The sequence below is a fragment of the Flavobacterium foetidum genome (genome assembly GCF_004634245.1).
Taxonomy (GTDB): Bacteria; Bacteroidota; Bacteroidia; order Flavobacteriales; family Flavobacteriaceae; genus Flavobacterium; species Flavobacterium foetidum.
On the sequence record NZ_SJTF01000001.1, the window covers coordinates 525421 to 548328 of the forward strand.

Sequence of the window (22908 nt, forward strand, 5' to 3'; positions counted from 1 at the left end):
ACAGATGATTAGAATGAAATGTTGTTTTGTAATCATATAACCCTTGATTAAACAGGTGGTGTAATTTTACAAAACTATTAATCACAAAAAAACATATCATGAAAACGACAGAAAACAAGAAAGAATCGACTTCTAAAAATACAGCAGGTATGACTAAACCAAAATCGGATGCTGCTGCAGCACTAAACGAATTGTTTGAAGAAAGCTTGAAAGATATTTATTGGGCTGAGAAAGCGTTGACAAAAGCGTTACCGCTGATGGTCAAAAATGCTTCTTCGGTAGAGCTAAAAGATGCGCTAGATAATCATTTAACAGAAACAGAAGGACAGATTGAACGTCTGGAACAAGTTTTCAAACTCATTGGGCAAAAAGCTACTGCCAAAAAATGCGATGCCATGGAAGGTCTTATTGAAGAGGCGAAAGGAATTCTAGAAGAAACCGAAGCAGGTGTTGTGCGCGATGCCGGAATTATTGCTGCAAGCCAGAAAATTGAGCATTATGAAATTGCAACATACGGAACTTTACGCCAGTTTGCCGAAACTTTAGGGATGCCAGAAGCCGCAACCTTACTCGAACAAACTCTTGACGAAGAAAAAGGTGCTGATAAAAAACTGACTGATGTTGCTGTGAATGCTGTAAATCTTGAGGCAGCAGAAATTGAGTAAAAAATAATTTCTTACCTAAAAAGTGCAGTCCTCAAAAACTGCACTTTTTTCTTAAAATAAAATATTATGCCCGAAGGTCCGTCTATAGTAATTTTGAAGGAAGAAGTGATGCAGTTTGAAGGACAAAAAATTAAAGCTGTATCCGGAACCAGTAGTGAAGATATTCAACGAATGAAAGATAAAACAATCCTGAGTTTCAAGACTTGGGGTAAACATTTTTTAATATGTTTTGAAGATTTCAGCGTTAAGATTCACCTGCTGATGTTTGGCACCTATCGTATAAACCAACGAAAGGAAGCAAAACCGAGATTAAGTCTCGTTATGCCAAAAGGCGAATTAAATTTTTACACTTGCCAAATCAAGATTTTGGAAGGAAACATTAATGAGCATTACGATTGGAGCACCGATGTGATGAATGAAAACTGGGATCCGAAAAAGGCAAAAAACCGCTTAGAAAAAACTCCAGAAAAAATGATTTGTGATGTGCTGCTCGATCAGAACATATTTGCCGGGGTAGGAAATATTATTAAAAATGAAGTCTTGTACCGCTGTTACATACATCCAGAATCTATTGTCGAGAAAATTCCGCAAGACGACATCGATCAGTTAATTAGTGAGTGCTCGGTCTACAGTTTTGAGTTTTTGTATTGGAAGAAAAAATTTGAACTCAAAAAACACTGGCAGGCTTATGCTCAAAAAACATGCTTGCGATGTAACCTTCCATTTCATAAAAAACAAACAGGAAACGGCCAACGACGCAGTTTCTTTTGTACCAACTGCCAGCAATTATACATATGAAAACAAATACTCTAATTGGCTGTTCAAGTTTTAATAATCGTTTTTGGAAAGGCGTTTTTTATCCTGAAAACCTGCCTTCAAAAAAATGGTTTGAATTTTATTGCAAACATTTTGACACCTACGAATTCAATGGCAGTTTTTACAAATTTCCGACACTCAGGATTTTTCAGAATTGGTACGAAAAAGCGCCTGATAATTTTATTTTTTCCGTAAAAGCGCCAAAAGAAATCACGCACATCAGAAAATTCGAGAATTGCAACGATTTAATTACCGATTTTTATGAAATATCGAGAGCGGGCCTTAAAGAAAAATTAGGCTGTATATTGTTTCAGTTTCCGCCGAGTTATGCTTTCAGTGTTGAGAAATTACAAAACATAATCAGCAATCTGAATTATGAATTTAAAAATGTGATTGAATTTCGTCATCAAAGCTGGTGGAATGAGCAAGTTTGGAATGTTTTCAGAGAATATGATATTACCTTCTGCAGTGTAAGTCATCCTGGGCTTCCAGAAACTATTTTAAAGGATTTTCCTCTACTTTATATCCGACTTCATGGAGTGCCGAAGATGTTTTACTCGAGCTATGATTCGGATAAATTCCTTACAATCAAAAATGAAACAGATTCACAAAACTCTTTTGTGTATTTTAATAATACTGCTAGCGAAGCAGGAATACTAAACGCCTTGCAATTGAAGGAATTGTCACTTTAAATTCATAAAAAAGCCACAGTTATTTACGATGCCTCTGCATTAAACTCAGCTCATTCTCGTAAATCCCTGCGGACTTTCAAGTTAAATTAAAACTATAATTTTAACTCGTTGGGTGAAATTATTTTCAACACATAGAAACATAGTTTAACTAAACTTAAAAAAGGCGTTTCACTAGTCTAAAGCACATAGTTTAGCTATGTGTGGAAACTTGTTTCTTCCATTTTCTTTTTTCGGCACAAAAAACTATGCGCCTATGTGTTAAAATGCTTTTATTTTTTAATTACACCCAACGGGTTATAATTTTAAATTTCCTTCAATACCGTCATCCATTGTATGACCTGTAACAAAAGCGGCAGCCATTTTAGCAATTGCAACCATTTTACCGTTTTTGTTGTTCCAGTAATAACCGTCTTCAGGAGTTACTTTTATTACACTTAGATTAGGATCATCTACACCGCCTGGCATCCAGATTTTTACGGCAGGATTCCATAATTTTTCAATTGTTTTTCTGTCGTAGGAGATGCTGGCAGTTCCATGAAGGGTCAGGAATTTGTCATGTGGTTCCGAAAAAAACAAGTCAACTGTAGGATTTAAAGTGATTTCGGCATTCTGACCGCTATTTCTATCAGATAAAAACCAAAGCTGTCCGTCTTCATCTATTTCCTGAACCGACATCGGTCGAGATTGAAGTCTATTGTCTTCTCTATAAGTACAGAACATACAAGTTTTGATGTTCTCTGCAAGGTCTTTTATTTTTGCTGCTGCAAATTCGTCTGTAAGGTCTTTATGATCTCCCATGATAATTTCGTTTTAAGTTTCAACTTTTATTCATTTTTTCGCTCTAATAGCGTAATGTAAAGTTGAGTCTTTTAATTATCAAATGGTTATATAATTGCTTTTTTAAATTATGAGATTTCAATTTTAATAAATTTGTAAGAATTTGACGAAGCAACGAATATTTTGAGAAATTATTTTATCTTTGATTCAATTAAAATTTCACTCGAAAAATACCATGACGAACTTTACTATTTTTTACACAGATGACGATGAGGATGATTTGAGTATTTTTGCTGATGCTGTAGAATCAGTGCCTCACAAAATCAACCTGCAGACGTACTCAGGAGGCCAGAAATTATTAAATGCGATTTTTAATCCTCCTCCCACGCCTTATGTGGTTTTCTTAGATTTGAATATGCCCGGAAAAAATGGTTTTGATGTCTTGGAAGAGATTAGAAGTTCGCAAGATCAGAAAAACATTCCCGTTATTATTTATTCTACTTCAAATGAACCAGGCATTATAGAAAAATGCCGCACTCTAGGAGCGAATTGTTTTGTAACAAAACCTGTTTTGATGAGTGATATTGTAAAATCTATTGAGCATGCCTTGGAAGTTGACTGGGATACTTTTACTCCCAATCATTCCAATTTTGTTTACAAATACTGATTTACGCTAAATCGGGAAAGTAAAAATTAAAGACAGAACCTTGGTCTTTCTCGCTGAAAACCATAATGATTCCCTTATGGTTTTCAACGATTTTTTTAACAATTGCCAAGCCAATTCCTGTACCAGAATATTCGCTTTCGGTGTTTAATCGCTGAAAAACTTCAAAGATTCTTTCCTTATAAACAGGATCAAAACCAATTCCGTTATCCGAAATTTTTAAATGTAGGTACATTTTCTCAGGAAAATCTACAATCGTACCTATTTTGCTTCCTTTAATTTTCTCAGTTTCAATCTTAATAACAGGAGCAACGCCTTTTTTAGTGAATTTAAGTGCGTTTCCGATAATATTATGGAACAATTGCCTGAACTGGAACTGTATTAGAGTTGCTTCTCCTAAATTTTTAAATTCAATCCGTGCGCCTTTTTCCTCAATGCGGTCAGAGAAATCGCTGATTACCTCTTCGGCAATTTCGTCGAGTTTTACTTTTGTAAATACTCGTTCTGCCGAGTTTGTGCGCGAGTAGGTAAGCAGGTCCTGAATAAGATTCTGCATTTTTTTTGCCGAAACTTCAATTCTGGCAAGATACGTTTTGGCTATAGCCGAAATGTTTCCTTCATCTAAATCGGAGAGACGGCTGGCAAAAGTCTGAATTTTTCGAAGTGGCTCCTGTAAGTCATGGCTAGAGATATAAGCAAACGACTGCAATTCGATATTCATATTAACCAAATCCCTGTTTTTGAGTTCAAGTTGCGTGGTACGCTCCATAATCTGTTCTTCGAGCTGGGTAGAGAAATTTTTCTGATCTTCGATATCAGTACTGGTTCCAACCCACATCTGAATATTTCCCAATTCGTCTTTTTGAGCAATAGCACGGCTTAGTTGCCACCTAAATTCACCGTTATGATGTCTGAATCTATGAATGAGCAGAAAATCTTTTCCTGTTTTTACAGATTCCATCCAGATGTTTACATTTTCTTCGCGATCTTCGGGATGTACAATTTGAAGCCAGCCGTTTTCATCAATTTCCTCTTTTGAAAGTCCGGTATAAGTATAAAATGTATTGTTGAAATAATTTAAATTACCCAACGTGTCGCTTGTCCAGATCATTTGAGGCATAGAATCGGCCAAAAGCCTGAATTTTCTTTCGTTTGAAAGCAGTACTTGCTGAATCTCTTTCTCTATTGTGAAATCCATTACAGTACCAATCATTTTAGCAGGCTCATCAAATTCATCAAAGAATATTTTTCCGTGTACTTTGATCCATGCAATCGAATTATCTGGCTTAATAATTCTGGCTTCGTATTTATAGATGCTGGTTTCGAGAGCTTCTTCAAAAGCGCTCTGTAATATTATTTCGTCTTCAGGATGTATTCTTCCGCGTATTTCCTGATGGATTATTTTTTTGTTTTTTTCGAATCCGAAAATATCCAGAATGTTTTCGGTATAAATTAATTTTCGGGTCTGCAGGTTCAGATCCCAAGTTGCGATTTCTGCGATTTCTGCTGCAAGTCGTATTCTTTCTTCGGCATTTTCCAGTTTTCTTCTGGCTTTTACTTTTGGTGTTACGTCATTAACCGTAACCATAATTCCAGAAACGGCGCCGTCTTTTTCGTATAGTGGCGTGTATTCGTAGTCGAGATAGAATTTTTTTAGTTTTCCTCTAATATCCACATAGGCAACCGATTCGTTTTCTCGAATTGTTCTTCCGTTTTCAATAACATCATTAAGTAGTTCAGGATACTTCTGATTCATGAGTTCAGGAAAGATTTCTAAAAGAGGTTTTCCTAAAGTATCTTTTTCTTCTTTTTGCCAGATGGTTTTCATCATTGTGGTATTGGCCAATTCTATGATATGGTCTTTACCTCTAAAAATGGCCATAGCAATCGGAGATTCGGTCACGATTTTTCTGAAAGCATTTTCGCTTTCTGTCAGTAAGTGTTTTGCTTTTATTTCTTCGGTGACTTCGTATGATGCAATAATGATTCCAGAAACATGGTTGTTTTCTCCTCGAATCGGATGAAAAACCAAATTAAAATAACATTCTTCTTCTTTTCCGTATCGGTTTAAAACAATCTTAAGCTCGTCTGAATGATACGGAATGCCTTCTGTAAAAACTTTAGAAAGCAACGGATATACGGTCTCTCTAGCTTCTGGAACGACATCAAATACTGGTCTTCCCAGCACTTCTTTTTCTTGCTTGTCGATAATTTGAAGATAAGTCGGATTGGCCATTTCGATGATCAAATCTGGCCCTCTAAGTATACCGATGCCCAAAGGCAGCTGTTTGATTGTTTCTCTAAACCTTTTTTCGCTTTCTTCGACCGCTTTACGCATTAAAACCTGCAATGTTACATCGGCCGCGATGGCAGTGATACCATAAATTTCGCCGTTAGATTCACGCAGCGCCTCGTAAGTGACATTAATAAAAGTATCTTCAATTTGCCCTTTTCGGCTCAGTTTTACAGGAAGTTCATAAGCAGTAAATTTTTCGCCTGTCGAATACACATGTTGCAGAATATCTTCCAATCCCTGTCCGCGAGCTTCTGGTAGCGCTTCAAAAACAGGTTTGTCAATAACCTGCTGTTCTGTTCTTTCCCAAATTTCGAGCATAAGGGTATTGATGATTTCGATTACATGGTTTGGTCCTCTAAATACACACATTGCATTTGGAGCCTGTAAAATACTATTGCGATAACGCTCTGTGGTGTCTTTTAATTTTTTGTGCAGATTGACCTTTTCTGTAGTTTCATTGCAGATAACGAGAACCCCAACGGTATTTCCTTGGTGGTCATTTACGGGGCTGTTGCTGAAAGTCCAATAAACTTCTTCTACTTTTCCGTTTCTGAAAATCGGAAGTAGTTTATCTTCATGCCAAGTCGATTCGTTTTTGCTTAGTACCAAATCGAGCTGCTGTTTAACAAAATCCCATATTTCAGGCCAAGCTGTTTCGCCTTTTTCTCCTAAAATATGCGGATGTTTACCTTCTTTTCCTAAACTCGGGCGGTAAGCGTCATTGTAAAAGCAAATATGTAGCGGTCCCCAAAATAAAAACATGGGGAATTTTGAGTGCATTAGAATTCCCAAAGTGGTCCGTAAACTCTGCGGCCAGGTCTCGATTTCGCCCAAAGAGGTCTTGCTCCAGTCTTTGGCACGTATCAACGAACCCATTTCGCCACCTTTGGCAAGGAAATCGTGATTTTTGTTGTTCATTAAAATTTGTTTTTGCTCTTTTTAAAACAATAAAAAATTATGTAATAAATATACTATTTTCTCTACATATATAGAGTTCCGACATTAAAATTAATATAAAAAAAACACACAATTCTGCTGATTTTTAAATGAGCTAAGAAATAATTCTATTGAGTTAATTTTATTAGCATTCTATTGTGAAATTTGAATAAGCAAAGTTTTTAATAACAATGTTAATTGATTCAAGTCATGAAAAAAGAGCAGAAACACGAAACCGACTATATAGAAAAATATCAGAACGAAGGGTATACCTCTAATTTCTTATTTGAAAATGGATGCCTGATAGATTCTGAAACCAACTACGCTTATCAGCCCGACGAGATTTATATTGTAGCAAATCATCGTTATGAAGGAATGAGCAATCCAGATGATATGTCGATATTATATGTGATTGAGACCAAAGATCAGATTAGGGGAACACATTTAATAGGATACGGGCCTACAGCAGATTTAGAAGAAGCAGAATTTTTTAAAGACATTCCGAAAGCGAATTATTCGAAGAATTCAGACATTGATGAACTCACATAGATAAAATAAGATTAGTATTTTATTTTGCTGATGAGCAGTTGTTTCAGTTTATGCTGAGGCAGCTGCTTTTTTTATGTAATAATGACAGAAACGGACTGCAGCTATAAATTATGAAATATTGGTCTGAAATTGTATAAAGGTTTGATTTGCAAGTTGAAATAAATTTGGAGTATAGAAAGTAAGAAAGAAACAAGATTAATTTAGTACACATAAGTGCTAGCCATTTATTAAACCAAAAGCAAATGAAAAAACTTTACATAAATACAGGAAGCTTCGATGCGGTTTTTGATAATCTTAAAGACAGTTTTGAAGGTACATTAGTAATAACTGAAAATGAATACAAACTAAACGTAAAATCAAAATGGGCAAAAGGAATAATAACAGGCGTTTGTTTTGATGAAATGATTTATTTGAATTTTGATTTGATGCTTCAGTCTGATCTGAATTTAAGCATAGAGTCTAACCGATGTGCTCCCGTATTTTTTGCTTATTGCGAAAAAGGTTTTTTACGACACAGTTTTGGGGCAGGAGGCGAAATCAAGAATCTAAAAAAACAGCAATCTGGAATTGTTAGCAATACAACAGCTATTAACAGTGTGTTGTATTTTGAGAGCCATAAACAGATTCAGTTTTCTGTTATCGGAACTCCGACAGCTTTAGATCAAAACAGTGATTTGGCTGCAAAAATTAAAAAGCATTTTATAAGCGATTCGGGAAATTATATTTACACAGGAAACCGAAATGCAATGATCGAAGAGAAAATTACGGAGCTCAAATCAATTCCGCAAAAAGGAACTGTCCGATATCTGATAATGAAAAGCATATTGAAAGAAATAGTAGAACTGGAGATAGCCCAGCACAGTTACAATTATTTAAGCACATTTAAGCCGGTTGTTAATATAGCAATCAGACAACTTGATGAAATTAAAAAACTATCGCATAATATTCCAGAGCTAATTCAGAATGCAGGAATTGCAGGTTTCAATTATCTTCCTCGAATATTCAAGGAGAAACATTTGGCGGTTAAAAGTTATGACCAAAAATTAGCTAGCTAGTAAGCACATATATATTCTTCATTTTTTCCAAAAAAAAACAGCTTTTAAGGCTGTTTTTTTATTTTAAACCAAGAAAGGTTCACTCTTTTTCATAATAAATTATAAAGTAAACCATAATGATATTAAGGCAGAGTGAAACACTGTTGGTGATAATAATTGGCAAGTCTTTTTTAAGTATTCCGTAAACAACCCAGATTGCGATTCCGAATGTTAGGATGCTGAACATTTTTAATGAAATCTCTTTCACTTTTTTTGTTTTCCAGACCTTCAAAATCTGCGGAATAGTAGAGATTGTCACGCAAGTTCCTGCAAATAATCCTATAATGTCTAAGTAGTTCATACGTGGCTTTTTGGTTCAGGTTTCAGGTTTCAGGTTTCAAGTTGTTAGCTTCCGATAAGTTCTCCTCCGTTGATATGAAGAAATTGGCCTGTTACATAACTGCTGTCTTCGCTGGCCAGAAAAACATATGCAGGGGCTACCTCAGAGGGCTGTCCGGCTCTTTCCATGGGAGTGTCTTTTCCGAAATCAGATACTTTGTCAAAGGTTGCTACAATTAGTGGTGTCCAGATAGGTCCCGGAGCTACGCCGTTTACACGAATCTGTTTTTTGGCTAGCATAGTAGACAATGACCTAGTAAAGGTTACAATAGCGCCTTTGGTGCTTGAATAATCCAGCAAATGTTCGCTGCCTCTATAAGCAGTAACCGAACTGGTGTTGATAATGGTGTCGCCGGCTTTTAAAAACGGCAATGCAGCTTTTGTGATGTAAAAATAAGGGTAGATGTTGGTTTCAAAAGTCTTATGAAGTTGTTCTGTTGTAACTTTTTCCAATTCTTTTTTCGGAAACTGAACAGCGGCATTATTAACTACGATGTTTAGTTTCTTGAAATGGCTATGACATTTTTTTACGGCTTCCTTGCAGAATTTCTCATCTTTTAAATCACCGCTTATCAGAAGGCATTCTTGTCCTTCTTTTTCAATCAAGGCTTTGGTTTCAAGAGCATCTTTGTCCTCTTTTAGGTAAACTATCGCGATATTGGCTCCTTCGCGGGCAAAATGTACTGCAACACTTCTGCCGATTCCGCTGTCGCCACCAGTGATAAATGCAATTTTTCCCTGCAATTTACCGCTGCCTGCATAATTTTCTCTGATGATTTCGGGTTCCGGTTTCATTAAATGCTCATTTCCTGGCAAGTTTTGTTTTTGTTCGGGGAAAGTTTTTGTCTTTTTCATTATAACGATTTTTTATTCTTATATGCTTAAAATTAAGCACATTATTAAACTGAAATTGACTGAAAAGAATAATTGTTTACCTCAATTGACAAGTTTGAGTGAAGAAGAAAAACGCCTATTTTCCTCGATTCTGCCAATGTTTCATAATCCCCATGTCTGAGGTGGGAATTTTGTAAAGATTTCCATTTTAAATAAAAAAGCTGCCCAATATTTTTTTTATATTTTTGAGAATTTCCATGGAGTTTTGCTAAGAAACTTTTGATTTTTATAAAAAAAATACGATAATTTTTAGATACATTTAAAGAGTAAAGTTTTGATTCACAACCGATTTAGTTCCCGATTCTCATGGTATTAATTGTAGACGATATTAGGGCAAATATCATTGCCTTAAAGAAAACTTTAGAGCTGCATAATATCGATGTAGATACTGCCGAATCGGGAGAAGAGGCACTAAAGAAAATTTTAAAGACAGAGTACTGTCTTATTATAATGGACGTTCAGATGCCCGGACTTGACGGCTTCGAGGTGGTTAAGATATTATCTGGAAATAAGCGAACCAAAGACATTCCTGTAATATTTCTTTCGGCTCTCAACACCGAGAAAAAATATATTTTCAAGGGGTATGAAACAGGTGCCGTAGAATACATTACAAAGCCCGTTGATTCTGATTTGTTGATTCTTAAGGTCAAATCTTTCCTTAAGATATATGAGCAGCAGAACGAGCTTAAGGCTATTAAAGATCTTCTTTCTAAAGAAATTAAAATTAGAAAAGAGGCCCAGGATAATCTCGAAATCAAGATTGCCGAAAGGACCAAAGAACTGGTTCAGAAAAACGAAGAATTGGAACTCAGAAATCATGAATTGCAACAATTTGCGTGGGTAGTTTCTCATGATTTGAATGAGCCCATCCGAAAAATTCAGATTTTCATCAAAATCATCAAAGACCTTTACCTAAAATCAGACGAGAAAGGGGTAGATTATGTAAACCGTACCATAAAATCTGCAGAGCGAATGCAGACCCTGATTACCGATCTTCTTGCTTATTCTAGACTTTCGGCTCAGGTAAAACCAGAATCTACAGATCTGAATATTGTCCTTCAAGAAGTGCTTTCTGATTTTGATTATCTTATCGAAAGAAAAAATGCGGTTATAAAAACCAACGAATTGCCTACTATTGACAGTATTCCGAGCCAGATGCGTCAGGTTTTTCAGAATCTTATCGGAAATGCGCTAAAATTTTCGGGAGGAAACGAACCGCCTTTAATCGAAATCATTTCAGAGCTAATTGCCGACAAATCATTTGACAGTCCGACAGCGCCCGAAGGAAAATATTGCCGAATTATCGTAAAAGACAACGGAATTGGTTTTGATGAAATTTATCTCGACAGAATATTTATCATTTTCCAAAGCTTAAATGACCGCCAAACCTACGAAGGAACCGGAATCGGTTTAGCGATTGCCAAAAAAATCATCGAAAAACACAACGGTCTGATTACAGCAAAAAGCGAGTTAGGCAAAGGCGCCAGCTTTATTATTGTTCTTCCCCTTAAATACGAATAAATACAATTGAAAAATATGAATGGTAACTTTAAAAGAAATCTGCTTATAAGTTCGCTGGTTTCATTATTGGTTTTAACAATCAGTTCTGTAGCGTCGTTTATTAGCATAAAAAGTTTATTAAACAGTAATTTCTGGGTCAATCACACCCAAGAGGTAATCTACAACTTAAATGAAGGTTCGGCTATAGTTACTGAAGCACAAACCAGCATGCGCGGCTATTTGCTTACCGGAGATGAGCAGTTTGTTGATCGTTTTAATGATTCTGAGGCAAAAGCAAATAGTTATTTTGATAAACTCGACGAGCTCACGGTAGATAATCCTTCGCAGCTAAAGCTTCTTAGCGAATTAAGAAGTAAACGTCTTGGATTCTTTAAATACCTTAACAATCAGATTGTAAAAAAACGTCTCAATAAGGAAACCTTAATTTTTGATTTAAACGAGGGAAGGTTGATGATGAACGATATGCGCGCTATCATCAAAAGGGTAGAAAGTGCAGAACAGCACCTTTTACAGGAACGTATTGCTAACTCTGAACGATACGGAACTTACAGTTTGATTCTGATTGTGGTGGCATTTATTGTAGCTTTCTTGATTTCAATTGTGTTTTTAATCAGAATCTTGAAGGATTATAACGAACGTTCGTTGCTGCAAAGCGAATTAGAGAAAAAAGACAAAGAAACCGCTCAGCGAATCGAAGCAATCAGTACGATTGCAACAAATATTTCCAAAGGTAATTACGATATCAGGGTAGACGATACCAAAGCAGATGCACTTGGTAGTGTTGGGGAATCGCTCAATACCATGGGAGTTTCTCTTAAGAACTCTTTTGATCTTTTGTCTCAAAAAGAATGGCTTCAAACTGGTGTTGCTGAATTGAACAATGTGATGCTGGGCGAGAAAACGCTTCAAAAATTGTCAAAAGATGTTATCGAATTTTTGTGCCACTATACGAGCAGCAGTGCTGGTGTTTTATATGTTATAGAAGAGAATGAACTGGTTTCTGTAGGAGGCTACAGCTACATACCAAACAAAAATAGAGAACGAATTAAAAATGGCGAAGGCCTTATAGGACAGGCGATTGCTTCGGGGAAAATATTAGAATTAAAAACCTTAGCTCCCGATGATATTCAGATAAATTATGCTTTGGGACAGGTAAAACCATCGCATATTGTGGCAGTTCCTTTAATCGATAACAAAATCGAAGGTGCTCTAGAAATTGCTAGTATTTACGGTTTCTCTGAACTGCATTTGGAATTCCTGAAAACGGTTGCCAATAATATCGGAATTGCGATAAAATCTACTCAGAATCGAAAACGTGTTTTAGAATTATTGGAAGAAACCAAATCTCAAGCAGAAGAATTGCAGGTGCAGCATAGCGAATTGGAAGCGATTAATGCCGAATTAGAAGCACAGACCGAAAAACTGCAGGCTTCTGAAGAAGAACTTCGTGTACAGCAGGAAGAATTGGAACAAACCAATGAAGAATTATCGGAAAGAAGTGTTTTATTAGAAGAAAAAAATACCGAAATCCAGAAAAAATCTGAAGCTTTAGAGCTTACTACGCGCTACAAGTCAGAATTTTTGGCCAATATGTCGCATGAATTGCGAACACCTCTTAATTCTATTTTATTGTTAAGCCGTTTGTTGTCTGAAAACAACAACCAAACAATGAACAATGAAGAAATTGAATTCGCGAAAGTGATTCAGAGTTCAGGAAACAGCTTGTTGGGCTTGATTGACGAGATTCTGGATTTATCTAAGATCGAAGCCGGAAAAATGGATCTTGAATTTATCGATGTTTCAACCAAAGAGATTACAGATAATTTATGGAATCTCTTTAACATTGTTGCCAAAGAAAAAAACATCAAGTTTGAAATAATTGCCAAAGACGCGCCAATTGTCATAAAAACAGATAAAATGCGCTTGGAGCAGATTCTTAAAAACCTGATTTCTAATGCAATTAAATTTACAGACAAAGGTTCTGTGAGTTTAGAAATCAAAGTTGATTCTGATGATGATAAAATTATCTGCTTTATTGTAAAAGATACCGGAATCGGAATTCCGCTAGAAAAACAGCCTTTGATTTTCGAAGCTTTCCAACAAGCAGACGGATCTACAAAACGCAAATACGGAGGAACAGGTCTCGGATTGTCTATTAGCCGTGAATTGGCCAAATTACTCAGAGGTGAGATAATTTTACATAGCAAGGTAAACGAAGGTAGTACTTTTACCTTATGCCTTCCGGTTTTAGGATTTGCGATTAATAAAATAACGGCGGATAAAATTCCGCATGCAGAAGTTATAGAAGAGGAGGAAGTGATATCTGAAGAAGAAAGAATAAGATACATTAGCCCGATTATTCCAAATGAAATTGAAGACGACAGAAACTCGATTCAGGAAGGAGATAAGGTAATTTTGATTGTAGAAGACGACATCAGCTTTGCTAAATCACTTCTTGCCTTTACACAGAAAAAAGGCTATAAAGGAGTTGTGGCGGTAAGAGGAGATTATGCCCTTAATTTTGCCTTGATTTACAAGCCAGTCGGAATTTTACTCGATATTGAATTGCCGATTAAAAGCGGTTGGGAAGTTCTGGAAGAATTAAAGAACAATTCGCATACCAAGCATATTTCGGTTCATATTATGTCTTCGCACAAACTTAAACAAGAAAGTTTGCTTAAAGGTGCTGTAGATTTCTTAGACAAACCGGTGGCATTTGACAAAATTCCGGAAGTTTTTATGCGCATTGAGCACATCATAAACAAGGAGTCTCAGAAAGTCTTGATTATTGAAGACAACCCGAAACATGCCAAAGCGCTTGCTTATTTCTTAGAGACGTACAACATTAATTCTGAAATAAAAAGCGAAGTCGCTGCAGGATTAACGGCCTTAAACAGAGAAGAAGTAGACTGTGTGATTCTGGATATGGGAATTCCGGACAAACAGGCTTATGAAATATTAGATGGCGTAAAGAAAAGTCCAGGATTAGAAAATCTTCCCGTAATTGTTTTTACAGGAAAAAGTTTGTCTATAAAAGAAGAATTGAAAATTAGAAAATATGCTGATTCAATTATCGTAAAAACAGCCCATTCGTATCAAAGGATGCTCGATGAGGTGTCGCTGTTCCTTCATTTGGTCGAAGAAAAGAAAGAAGGCAAAGCAAGAAAAGAAAGTCCGAAAAAACTTAATTCGTTAAATAATATTTTATTTGAAAAGAAAGTTCTGATTGTAGACGACGATGTTCGTAATATTTATTCGCTTTCTAAAGCTCTTGAAGCCTTCAAAATGAATGTTATTACGGCTTTTGACGGAAAAGAAGCGATTAAGATATTAGATGAAAATCCGGATACCGATGTAGTACTGCTTGATATGATGATGCCAAACATGGATGGTTATGAAACTGCAGAAAAGATAAGAAGTAACCCGAAATTCCTTAACTTAGCGGTAATTGCCGTAACAGCAAAAGCAATGACAGGAGACAGGGAAAAATGTATCAAGGCAGGCGCTTCAGACTACATAACCAAACCGGTCGATGTTGACCAGCTCTTATCATTGCTGCGAGTGTGGCTGTATGATAAAATCTAATTTTTAAAAGCACAGATGAAGAAAAAACGACTATTGATTGTTGATGATGATTCGAGGAATATTTTTGCGTTGGTGAATACCTTAAAAGCAAAATCCTACGAATGCGTATCGTGCTTAAGTGCAGAAGAAGCTTTACGAATATTGACTAAAGATGCAGACATAGATGCTGTATTGATTGATATGATGATGCCTGAAATGGATGGTTATGAGGCAATTCCGCTTATTAAAGAGATTCCGTTGCAGGAAAATGTCTTTATCATTGCGGTAACTGCTCAGGCTATGAATGGCGATAAAGAGAAATGTTTAGAGGCTGGGGCAGATGCCTACATCTCAAAACCTGTAGATGTAGACAAACTGCTGCAGCTTTTGAGTGAAATTTGATAAATTATGATTGAGGATATAGAACTAGAAACTCTCATCAATGATGTTTATGAATATTATGGATTTGATTTTGGAAGTTATTCCAGAGCTTCACTGAAACGCCGTGTTTACAGGGTTTATCAGCTTGACGGTTTTAAGCATTTTCATGATTTCCTTTCCCGTGTTCGAACAGATGCGGAATATTGCAGAAGAATGATTGACGAAATTACGGTCAACGTAACAGAAATGTTTCGTGATCCGTCATTTTACTTGACTTTAAGAAAAGAAATTTTACCCCTACTGGGAACCAAGCCTTTTATACGCATCTGGCACGCCGGATGCTCAACAGGCGAAGAAGTATATTCTATGGCAATCCTGCTTTACGAAGCGGGTTTGTTGCACAAATCGCTGTTGTATGCTACAGATGTAAATGCATCGGTCTTAGAAACTGCCAAAAGCGGTATTTTTCCGCTTCGCATGATAAAAGATTACGCTGATAATTATCGGGATTCTGGCGGACAGGAAGACTTTTCAAATTATTATATTGCCAATTACGGTTATGCAAAATTCAATCAAAATCTGGCCGAGAAAATGGTTTACTCGCAACACAATCTCGTTTCAGACACTTCTTTTAACGAGTTTGATTTGATTTTGTGCCGTAATGTTCTGATTTATTTCGATAATAACCTGCAGAAAAGAGTGGTTAAGTTATTTGACGACAGTCTCGCTGTGTTGGGTTTTCTGGCATTAGGAACAAAAGAAACTATAAAATATTCTATATCTCAAAGCAAATACAAACAATTTGATAAAGAGAAAATATGGAGAAAAATAAAATAAAACAAAACTGTAAAGTAGTCATTATAGGAGGCTCAGCAGGAAGTCTTCAGGCATTGCTTCAAATCCTGCCTTTTCTGCGACAGCCAATTTCATATGCTGTCGTGATTGTAGTACATCGCAAAAGTTCAGACGAACAGACCTTAGAAGATCTTATTACATTAAAATCAAAAGTTGAGGTTAAGCAGGTAGAAGACAAGGTGCGTCTTTTACCGGGATTTATTTATATAGCACCCTCGAATTATCATTTATTATTTGAGAAAGGTGAAACGCTTTCGCTGGATACTTCCGAAAAAATCAATTACAGCAGGCCAAGCATAGATGTTTCTTTTGAGTCGGCGGCTGAAATATACGGAAGTAACCTTGTCGGAATATTATTGTCGGGTTCCAACTCCGACGGAACTGCTGGACTTATTGCAATAAAGGAAGCTGGGGGGACTATTATAGTTCAGAATCCGCTTTCTGCAGATATGTCATTTATGCCCAAAAATGCTGTTATTAACGCTAAACCTCATTATATTCTCGATGCACCTGAAATTCTGGAGTTTTTACAAGACCTAAATTGATTTTCAAATACAAGGAATCAATCTTCGTCTTCTGGAAGAATTACTTTGTTGATTTCGGCTTCTTTTGCAGCTCTTTTTTGTGCGGCTTTTCCCTTTCCAATTGGAATTCCCGCCGTTAAGTAAAGAGATCTGTTGTAAACATTAGGACCGTCACCTTTCATAACTGGAACCAAACCATAATAATACTGAATCGTAATATTTAATCCGTAACCAACTTTTAAATGGTAGCCAGCGCCAAAGGCAACGCCGGCATCTATTACGCGAATTTGGTCTTTTATGTCTTTTTTATAGACTACATCTTCTTTGTCTACTTCAATTCTAAATTCATCAAAAGCTTTTGCTAAAAGTCCAAGTTGAGGTCCGGCTTTTACATAGATGTTGCTTTTGAAATGATGCTTAATCAAAATAGGAACATTAAAATACCGAATTTCCCTATTTACTGTGCCTCCTGCAAAAGTATTGTCAAGGTCAGGATTCTCTAAAGAGTACATCGGAATATGACGGGCTCCCATAGGCGATTTTACTATAACTCCTGTATTTATCATCCAAGCCGGATTTTGTTTGGAACGAAAATCAAAATAAAAGCCAAGATTAAATCCAGCATTGCTTCCCGAAGTATCCATGTTTTGAATATCAGAGAAATTGACACCTCCCTCAAGTCCAAATTCTAAGAATGGAGAATTTAGTTTATCTCCAAAAATCAAGGATATCAAAACCTGAGATTTTGCCTGATTTATAAAGAATAAAGCGAGAATTATACATAAACCTTTTTTCATAAAATAGGTTTTTAAAGTCCAAAACGATATTGTATGCCTCCCAAAGCTTGCGTGCGGGATCCGAGAAATCCAACTTCAACTCTAAACATAATATGTTTGTCAAGCTGATATTGCGAGCCAACGATAAAATTCCACATATCCTTTGGGCGTTTCTGAAGCGAATACTGCACCGATGACGAATTCGCAGTACTCAAAGCGCCATCTAAAGTAGAAAGGAAATTCCCAGCAGTCTCCAAAGCACGGTTAGCAGTATTGTGCTTGGCAATATTGCCGGGATTTTTTTGTTCTGCAGGAGTTAATCCGTTCCACCAAGTATCGACTTTTTCTTGATTTTCAGAGACTTTTGCCAGACCATTATCCACTTTTGCCTGAGCGGTCGATAAGTCGATAATTTCAGATAAATTAATATTTCCGTTTGTATTTCCAGAAATATGCACTCTAAAACCGCCTACCCACAAAGCAATATTTTGATCAGCTTTACGTAATTTGAAAGTCTTCCCTAATCGGGGACCAAAAACATACGAAAAAGCAGGTTTGTCTAAAGCATCCACATCTGTCCAAGCCATATTCATGTCAAGAGCCAGCCAGCCACCGCCAATTCCGATAGTTGGCGTCATTCCGAAACCAAATGTTGTAGCGCTAAAGTTGGCTTTTGTACTGAAATTGGCTACTTCGTTCCAGTTATTGTCGGCATCGGGAATGTAAATGCCTGCATTGATTTTTGTCGAAGGATTTGATTTTCCAAAAACGCCGTAAATATTCAGAAACGGAAGCAACCAGATATCGGGACGTATGGTTAATGCTCCAGCTTCTACAGAAGATTTATCAAAACGAACAATTTCATCTAAATTGTGCATCGGACCATTGTTAAAGCCCACTTGAAGATTACTGATTATGATTTGAGAATCCTGCCAGAAATAATTTAGGGAAAGTCCAGCAGAGTAGGGAAGTTTATATCCTTTTTGAGCTACTTTTTCTCCCCAAATAGGAAGTGCATAAGGATATTCGGCAATTTTAAGACTGTCTTTTAGTTCCTGATTTTTTTGTCCGACAATTTTTTCGGTGTAGACTTGAGCGGAGATCTGAAAACTGCATAAGAATAAAAAGGCTGATATTAGTGATTTACATTTCATTTGTGAGAGTGTTTTAAAATTAATTAATCGAACTGCGTAAATAAATGTGTACTAATGAATTTCGGCTTATTGCATTGCTTTACAGGTGGATAAGAATATTTGTTTTTAGAGCTGGTAAATAGAAAATAATGAGTTTATTAGTGTTAAAGTTAATTAAAAAAATCTAATTGATTAGGTTTTTTTGAGAAATTGAACTCGTAATAAGAAGAAAATCAGTCAGTTTTGGTTTAAGATGTCTCTTTTTTTGAAACCCGATCATTCTGAACGATTCCCTATTTTGTAAAAGAATAAATACTATTTTTGTATTTGTGAAATGGATTGCAGTCATATTATCAATTTATCTGATGGCATTGTCTAATATGCCTTGTGCGGATATGGAAGTAAACAGCGCTATGCATAAAACAGCTCAGTTTGCTTCAGAAGACAATCATTCGCACGATAAGGAAAATGATTTATGTTCTCCGTTTTGTGCCTGTAATTGTTGCGGTGCTCAGGTTTTGAGTTACCATTCTGCTGTAAGTTTCGAATTTCCTAAAGCTTATAAGCAAATTTCAGTACCGTTGCCAAGCTACAATTCTGTTTTTTTTTCCGATTTCTACGGAAGCATTTGGCAACCCCCTCAAATAATATAATGATTATGCCTGTTCGATAAAAATCGAAAACGGGCGAGAGAGTTGTGGACTTTCCACACATTTGCAGACAATTTACTTGTCTAATTTCTCACGTCATTATAGATTCAAATGTTAGATAAAATCATTCAGTTTAGTATACGAAACAAATTCGTAGTACTATTATTTACCTTTGTTTTAATAGCTTGGGGAAGCTATTCGCTTAAAAAATTACCGCTCGATGCCCTGCCAGATGTAACCAATAATCAGGTTCAGATTATTACGACTGCACCTACATTGGCAAGTCAGGAAGTGGAGCAATTAATTACTTATCCGTTAGAGAGAGCTGTTAAAACAGTTCCAGATGTGATAGAGCTCCGTAGTATTTCACGTTTCGGATTATCGGTTGTTACCGTTGTTTTTGAAGAAGGAGTCGACATTTATTGGGCTCGTGAACAAATATTTCAACGTTTAAAACAAGCCGAAGAAAATATTCCAGATTATGTCAATTCTCCCGAATTGGCGCCAATTTCAACAGGTTTGGGAGAAATTTACCAATACGACGTTTATGCCAAAAAAGGCTATGAAAACAAATACAGTGCGATAGAATTAAGAACTATTCAGGATTGGATTATTATTCCGCAATTGCAAGGCGTTCGTGGTGTTGCAGAAGTAAGTGCTTGGGGCGGTAAGCTCAAACAATATGAAATCGCCGTAAACCCAAATATGCTTAACAGTTTAGGAGTTACAATCACCGAAATTTTTGATGCGCTAGAAAAAAACAATCAAAATACGGGAGGAGCCTATATCGAAAAAGACCAATACACCTATTTCATTCGTGGTGTCGGAATGGCAAAAGGAATCAAAGACCTTGAAAATGTAGTAGTAAAAAACAGAAACGGTTCGCCTGTTTTGGTTCGAAATGTAGCGCAGGTTCGCGAAGGCGTTGCGTTGCGATACGGAGCCTCTACAAAAGACGGAAAAGGAGAAATTGTTTCCGGTTTGGTTTTGATGTTAAAAGGAGAAAACTCAAGTGCTGTAGTGGATAGAATTCATGAAAAAATGGAACAAATCAACAAAAGCCTTCCAGAAGGAGTTGTTGCCGAAGCTTTTATTGATAGAGGAAAACTCGTAGACAATTCCATAAGAACCGTAGCTAAAAATTTATTGGAAGGGGCGTTGATTGTAATTTTTGTTTTGATTTTATTTTTAGGAAATCTTCGTGCAGGATTAATTGTGGCTTCGGTTATTCCGCTTGCCATGCTGTTTGCTGTCATTTTGATGAATGCCTTTGGCGTAAGCGGAAACCTAATGAGTTTGGGTGCTATAGATTTCGGAATCATAGTCGATGGAGCCGTTATTATCGTAGAAGCCACGATGCACCATTTGCAGCAATTCAAAAACGAAAAAGAGCTCACACAGAAAGAAATGGACGAAGAAGTCTATAATTCGGCTTCGAAAATTAGAAATAGCGCCGCTTTTGGCGAAATCATCATTCTGATTGTATATCTGCCAATTTTGGCTTTGATTGGAACAGAAGGAAAAATGTTCAAGCCAATGGCCATGACGGTTGGTTTTGCCATTATTGGAGCATTTATTCTTTCGCTAACTTATATTCCGATGATGAGTGCTTTGTTTCTTTCTAAAAAGACAGAACACCAAGAAAACTTTAGTGACCGAATGATTGCTTGGTTAGAAAGCCGTTACACGCCCTTATTGAGAAAAGCTTTAACGTTTAAAAAAGTGGTGCTTCCTGTTGCCGTTGGATTATTCGCTTTTGCGTTTGTTGTTTTTCAGAATATGGGTGGCGAATTCATTCCAACTATCGAAGAAGGTGATTTGGCAATCAACGCTACGATTATGACAGGAAGTTCGCTTACGCAGATGGTCGAAACTGCTACCAAATACGAGCAGATTCTAAAAGCCAAATTTCCAGAAATCAAAACCATCGTGACTAAAATCGGAAGTGGTGAAATCCCGACCGACCCAATGCCGATAGAAAGCGGTGATTTGATTATTGTTTTGAAAGACAAAAAAGAATGGAAAGGAAAATACCATAATTGGGAAGAAATTGCCAATGCGATGAAAAAGGAAATGGAGATTATTCCGGGAGCGAATATCGAAATTTCGCAGCCTATCCAGATGCGTTTTAACGAGTTAATGACTGGAAGCCGATCTGATATTGCGATTAAAATCTTTGGTGATGATTTGGAAATTCTGGACGCCAAAGCAACCGAACTGATTTCGAAAATAAAAGGCATTGATGGAATCGGTGATCTAAAAGCGGATAAAGTTACAGGCTTGCCACAGATTACCGTGAAGTACGACTACGATAAAATAGCGCTGTACGGACTTAATATTTCGGATATCAATCAAATTATCCGCTCTTCTTTTGCTGGAGAAGTGGCTGGAAAAATTTATGACGAAAGCAAAAGATTTGATGTTGTAGTCAGAATGGATGAAAATAACCGTGCTGATATTACCGATGTGAGCAATTTGTTTATTCCGCTTCCAAACGGTCAGCAGGTACCGCTTTCGCAAGTCGCTTCTATTGATTACGAACAAGGTCCTGTGCAGGTCATCCGCGAAGACGGAAAACGAAGAATTACGGTTGGTTTAAATGTCCGTGGACGAGATATTAAAAGTGTTGTCGAAGAAATTCAGCAAAAACTGGATAAAAGTTTCAAGCTTCCAGCGGGTTATTATGTGACTTACGGAGGACAATTCGAAAACTTAATCGAAGCTTCCAAAAGACTTTCGGTTGCTTTGCCAATTGCGTTGGGGCTGATTTTAGTTTTACTGTATTTTACATTCAAAAGTATGAAACAAGCTTTGCTGATTTTTACTGCGATTCCGTTATCGGCGATTGGAGGTGTTTTTGCGCTTTCGCTGAGAGGAATGCCGTTTAGTATTTCGGCAGGAATCGGATTTATCGCCTTATTCGGAATTGCGGTTCTCAATGGAATTGTTCTGATTTCGTATTTCAATCAATTAAAATCAGAAGGAATTTCAGATGCGTTTCAGAGAATCATCATTGGAACCAAAACTAGATTGCGTCCCGTTTTAATGACGGCAGCGGTTGCTTCATTAGGATTTTTGCCAATGGCATTATCCACAAGCGGCGGAGCGGAAGTGCAAAAACCTTTAGCAACTGTAGTAATAGGTGGTTTAGTCTCAGCCACTTTATTGACCTTAATCGTTTTACCGATTTTGTATTTACTATTGGAAAGTGGGTTTAACCGCAAAGATTTAATTAGAAAATGAGAGAATTTGATAATTAGATAATATTTTACTGTGTGTAGAAAATAAATTTTTCTCGCAGATTATGCAGATCTAGCAGATGATTTAAAAAGATTCAAAAAAATCTGCTCAATCTGCCAAATCTGCGAGAGACAAAAAAAGATTTTCACGCAGATTCTGCAGATTTTAGCAGATTCTGCAGATTTAAATTAAAAAAAATAATCTGCGTTTATCTGCGTAAATCTTTTTAGATCTGCGTGAACTAAATTGTCAATTTAAAAGAATCTCTCGCAGATTACGCAGATATGGCAGATTAAAAAATAGATAAAAAAAATCTGCTCAATCTGCAAGATCTGCGAGAGACAAAAAAAGATTTTCACGCAGATTCTGCAGATTTTAGCAGATTCTGCAGATTTAATTAAAAAAAATAATCTGCGTTTATCTGCTTAAATCTTTTTAGATCTGCGTGAACTAAATTGTCAATTTAAAAGATTTTCACGCAGATTCTGCAGATTTTAGCAGATTCTGCAGATTTAATTAAAAAAAATAATCTGCGTTTATCT

General features: G+C 36.5%; 19 protein-coding genes. 13 read left to right on the plus strand and 6 right to left on the minus strand.

Going from position 1 to position 22908, the window contains the following annotated elements; translation table 11 throughout:
- The first annotated feature begins 98 nt into the window (after positions 1 to 98).
- The 3 genes from E0W73_RS02290 (at position 99) to E0W73_RS02300 (ending at position 2173) form a co-directional block, all read left to right on the plus strand.
- Positions 99 to 665 (plus strand): YciE/YciF ferroxidase family protein, encoded by a 567-nt coding sequence (locus E0W73_RS02290; protein WP_135220465.1) that lies wholly within the window; start codon positions 99 to 101, stop codon positions 663 to 665.
- 66 nt (positions 666 to 731) lie between these two features.
- Positions 732 to 1463 carry a DNA-formamidopyrimidine glycosylase family protein gene (locus E0W73_RS02295; RefSeq protein WP_135220466.1) on the plus strand — a complete coding sequence of 244 codons (732 nt, stop codon included), beginning with the start codon at positions 732 to 734 and terminating at the stop codon, positions 1461 to 1463.
- The gene (locus tag E0W73_RS02300) at positions 1460 to 2173 is read left to right on the plus strand and encodes a DUF72 domain-containing protein (RefSeq protein WP_135220467.1); all 714 of its coding nucleotides are present in this window, start codon (positions 1460 to 1462) and stop codon (positions 2171 to 2173) included. Before E0W73_RS02295 ends, E0W73_RS02300 begins: the two co-directional genes overlap by 4 nt.
- 294 nt (positions 2174 to 2467) lie before the next feature.
- On the opposite strand, the gene E0W73_RS02305 is transcribed toward E0W73_RS02300, so the two are convergent.
- Entirely contained in the window at positions 2468 to 2971 is a 504-nt protein-coding gene (locus E0W73_RS02305; RefSeq protein ID WP_135220468.1) for a pyridoxamine 5'-phosphate oxidase family protein, read from the minus strand.
- Positions 2972 to 3185: 214 nt separating this feature from the next.
- On the opposite strand from E0W73_RS02305, the gene E0W73_RS02310 reads away from it, so the two are divergent.
- Positions 3186 to 3617 carry a response regulator gene (locus E0W73_RS02310; protein ID WP_135220469.1) on the plus strand — a complete coding sequence of 144 codons (432 nt, stop codon included), beginning with the start codon at positions 3186 to 3188 and terminating at the stop codon, positions 3615 to 3617.
- Position 3618: 1 nt separating this feature from the next.
- On the opposite strand, the gene E0W73_RS02315 is transcribed toward E0W73_RS02310, so the two are convergent.
- On the minus strand, positions 3619 to 6828 hold the full coding sequence (locus tag E0W73_RS02315) for a PAS domain-containing sensor histidine kinase (protein WP_135220470.1): 3210 nt from the start codon (positions 6826 to 6828) through the stop codon (positions 3619 to 3621).
- 228 nt (positions 6829 to 7056) lie between these two features.
- Here E0W73_RS02315 and E0W73_RS02320 point away from each other — a divergent pair, with 228 nt between their 5' ends.
- Both E0W73_RS02320 and E0W73_RS02325 read left to right on the plus strand, forming a co-directional pair.
- Positions 7057 to 7395, plus strand: a complete 339-nt coding sequence (locus E0W73_RS02320) for a hypothetical protein (RefSeq protein ID WP_135220471.1) — start codon at positions 7057 to 7059, stop codon at positions 7393 to 7395.
- Positions 7396 to 7637: 242 nt separating this feature from the next.
- A complete protein-coding gene (locus E0W73_RS02325; protein WP_135220472.1) occupies positions 7638 to 8450 on the plus strand; it encodes a hypothetical protein in 813 nt (270 codons plus the stop codon).
- Between the two features lie 79 nt (positions 8451 to 8529).
- Here the strand turns inward: E0W73_RS02325 and E0W73_RS02330 are convergent, their stop codons facing one another.
- The gene (locus tag E0W73_RS02330; protein ID WP_135220473.1) at positions 8530 to 8790 is read right to left on the minus strand and encodes a SemiSWEET family sugar transporter; all 261 of its coding nucleotides are present in this window, start codon (positions 8788 to 8790) and stop codon (positions 8530 to 8532) included.
- Between the two features lie 44 nt (positions 8791 to 8834).
- A complete protein-coding gene (locus tag E0W73_RS02335; protein ID WP_135220474.1) occupies positions 8835 to 9683 on the minus strand; it encodes an SDR family oxidoreductase in 849 nt (282 codons plus the stop codon).
- Between the two features lie 345 nt (positions 9684 to 10028).
- Here E0W73_RS02335 and E0W73_RS02340 point away from each other — a divergent pair, with 345 nt between their 5' ends.
- Genes E0W73_RS02340 through E0W73_RS02360 form a run of 5 tightly spaced genes read left to right on the plus strand, consistent with a single transcriptional unit; the run spans position 10029 to position 16588 of the window.
- Positions 10029 to 11243, plus strand: a complete 1215-nt coding sequence (locus tag E0W73_RS02340) for a hybrid sensor histidine kinase/response regulator (protein ID WP_135220475.1) — start codon at positions 10029 to 10031, stop codon at positions 11241 to 11243.
- Positions 11244 to 11258: 15 nt separating this feature from the next.
- On the plus strand, positions 11259 to 14828 hold the full coding sequence (locus tag E0W73_RS02345) for a response regulator (RefSeq protein WP_135220476.1): 3570 nt from the start codon (positions 11259 to 11261) through the stop codon (positions 14826 to 14828).
- A 15-nt stretch (positions 14829 to 14843) separates the two neighbouring features.
- The gene (locus E0W73_RS02350; RefSeq protein ID WP_135220477.1) at positions 14844 to 15209 is read left to right on the plus strand and encodes a response regulator; all 366 of its coding nucleotides are present in this window, start codon (positions 14844 to 14846) and stop codon (positions 15207 to 15209) included.
- Between the two features lie 6 nt (positions 15210 to 15215).
- Positions 15216 to 16025, plus strand: coding sequence for a CheR family methyltransferase (locus tag E0W73_RS02355; protein WP_135220478.1), 810 nt, complete (start codon positions 15216 to 15218; stop codon positions 16023 to 16025).
- Positions 16007 to 16588: a chemotaxis protein CheB gene (locus E0W73_RS02360; protein WP_135220479.1), complete on the plus strand. Its 582-nt coding sequence runs from the start codon at positions 16007 to 16009 to the stop codon at positions 16586 to 16588. Before E0W73_RS02355 ends, E0W73_RS02360 begins: the two co-directional genes overlap by 19 nt.
- Positions 16589 to 16605: 17 nt before the next feature.
- Here the strand turns inward: E0W73_RS02360 and E0W73_RS02365 are convergent, their stop codons facing one another.
- Both E0W73_RS02365 and E0W73_RS02370 read right to left on the minus strand, forming a co-directional pair.
- Positions 16606 to 17364 carry a porin family protein gene (locus E0W73_RS02365; RefSeq protein ID WP_135220480.1) on the minus strand — a complete coding sequence of 253 codons (759 nt, stop codon included), beginning with the start codon at positions 17362 to 17364 and terminating at the stop codon, positions 16606 to 16608.
- Positions 17365 to 17375: 11 nt separating this feature from the next.
- On the minus strand, positions 17376 to 18497 hold the full coding sequence (locus tag E0W73_RS02370) for a hypothetical protein (RefSeq protein ID WP_135220481.1): 1122 nt from the start codon (positions 18495 to 18497) through the stop codon (positions 17376 to 17378).
- A 308-nt stretch (positions 18498 to 18805) separates the two neighbouring features.
- Here E0W73_RS02370 and E0W73_RS02375 point away from each other — a divergent pair, with 308 nt between their 5' ends.
- Together E0W73_RS02375 and E0W73_RS02380 are read left to right on the plus strand one after the other, a co-directional pair.
- Positions 18806 to 19129: a DUF6660 family protein gene (locus E0W73_RS02375; RefSeq protein WP_244248418.1), complete on the plus strand. Its 324-nt coding sequence runs from the start codon at positions 18806 to 18808 to the stop codon at positions 19127 to 19129.
- 108 nt (positions 19130 to 19237) lie between these two features.
- On the plus strand, positions 19238 to 22369 hold the full coding sequence (locus E0W73_RS02380) for an efflux RND transporter permease subunit (protein WP_135220482.1): 3132 nt from the start codon (positions 19238 to 19240) through the stop codon (positions 22367 to 22369).
- Positions 22370 to 22908 lie beyond the last annotated feature (539 nt).

Bases quoted from the DNA above. Each gene is read 5' to 3' on its own strand.
- E0W73_RS02290 (WP_135220465.1), top strand. From the start codon at position 99: ATGAAAACGACAGAAAACAAGAAAGAATCGACTTCTAAAAATACAGCA.
- E0W73_RS02295 (WP_135220466.1), top strand. From the start codon at position 732: ATGCCCGAAGGTCCGTCTATAGTAATTTTGAAGGAAGAAGTGATGCAG.
- E0W73_RS02300 (WP_135220467.1), top strand. From the start codon at position 1,460: ATGAAAACAAATACTCTAATTGGCTGTTCAAGTTTTAATAATCGTTTT.
- E0W73_RS02305 (WP_135220468.1), bottom strand. From the start codon at position 2,971: ATGGGAGATCATAAAGACCTTACAGACGAATTTGCAGCAGCAAAAATA.
- E0W73_RS02310 (WP_135220469.1), top strand. From the start codon at position 3,186: ATGACGAACTTTACTATTTTTTACACAGATGACGATGAGGATGATTTG.
- E0W73_RS02315 (WP_135220470.1), bottom strand. From the start codon at position 6,828: ATGAACAACAAAAATCACGATTTCCTTGCCAAAGGTGGCGAAATGGGT.
- E0W73_RS02320 (WP_135220471.1), top strand. From the start codon at position 7,057: ATGAAAAAAGAGCAGAAACACGAAACCGACTATATAGAAAAATATCAG.
- E0W73_RS02325 (WP_135220472.1), top strand. From the start codon at position 7,638: ATGAAAAAACTTTACATAAATACAGGAAGCTTCGATGCGGTTTTTGAT.
- E0W73_RS02330 (WP_135220473.1), bottom strand. From the start codon at position 8,790: ATGAACTACTTAGACATTATAGGATTATTTGCAGGAACTTGCGTGACA.
- E0W73_RS02335 (WP_135220474.1), bottom strand. From the start codon at position 9,683: ATGAAAAAGACAAAAACTTTCCCCGAACAAAAACAAAACTTGCCAGGA.
- E0W73_RS02340 (WP_135220475.1), top strand. From the start codon at position 10,029: ATGGTATTAATTGTAGACGATATTAGGGCAAATATCATTGCCTTAAAG.
- E0W73_RS02345 (WP_135220476.1), top strand. From the start codon at position 11,259: ATGAATGGTAACTTTAAAAGAAATCTGCTTATAAGTTCGCTGGTTTCA.
- E0W73_RS02350 (WP_135220477.1), top strand. From the start codon at position 14,844: ATGAAGAAAAAACGACTATTGATTGTTGATGATGATTCGAGGAATATT.
- E0W73_RS02355 (WP_135220478.1), top strand. From the start codon at position 15,216: ATGATTGAGGATATAGAACTAGAAACTCTCATCAATGATGTTTATGAA.
- E0W73_RS02360 (WP_135220479.1), top strand. From the start codon at position 16,007: ATGGAGAAAAATAAAATAAAACAAAACTGTAAAGTAGTCATTATAGGA.
- E0W73_RS02365 (WP_135220480.1), bottom strand. From the start codon at position 17,364: ATGAAAAAAGGTTTATGTATAATTCTCGCTTTATTCTTTATAAATCAG.
- E0W73_RS02370 (WP_135220481.1), bottom strand. From the start codon at position 18,497: ATGAAATGTAAATCACTAATATCAGCCTTTTTATTCTTATGCAGTTTT.
- E0W73_RS02380 (WP_135220482.1), top strand. From the start codon at position 19,238: ATGTTAGATAAAATCATTCAGTTTAGTATACGAAACAAATTCGTAGTA.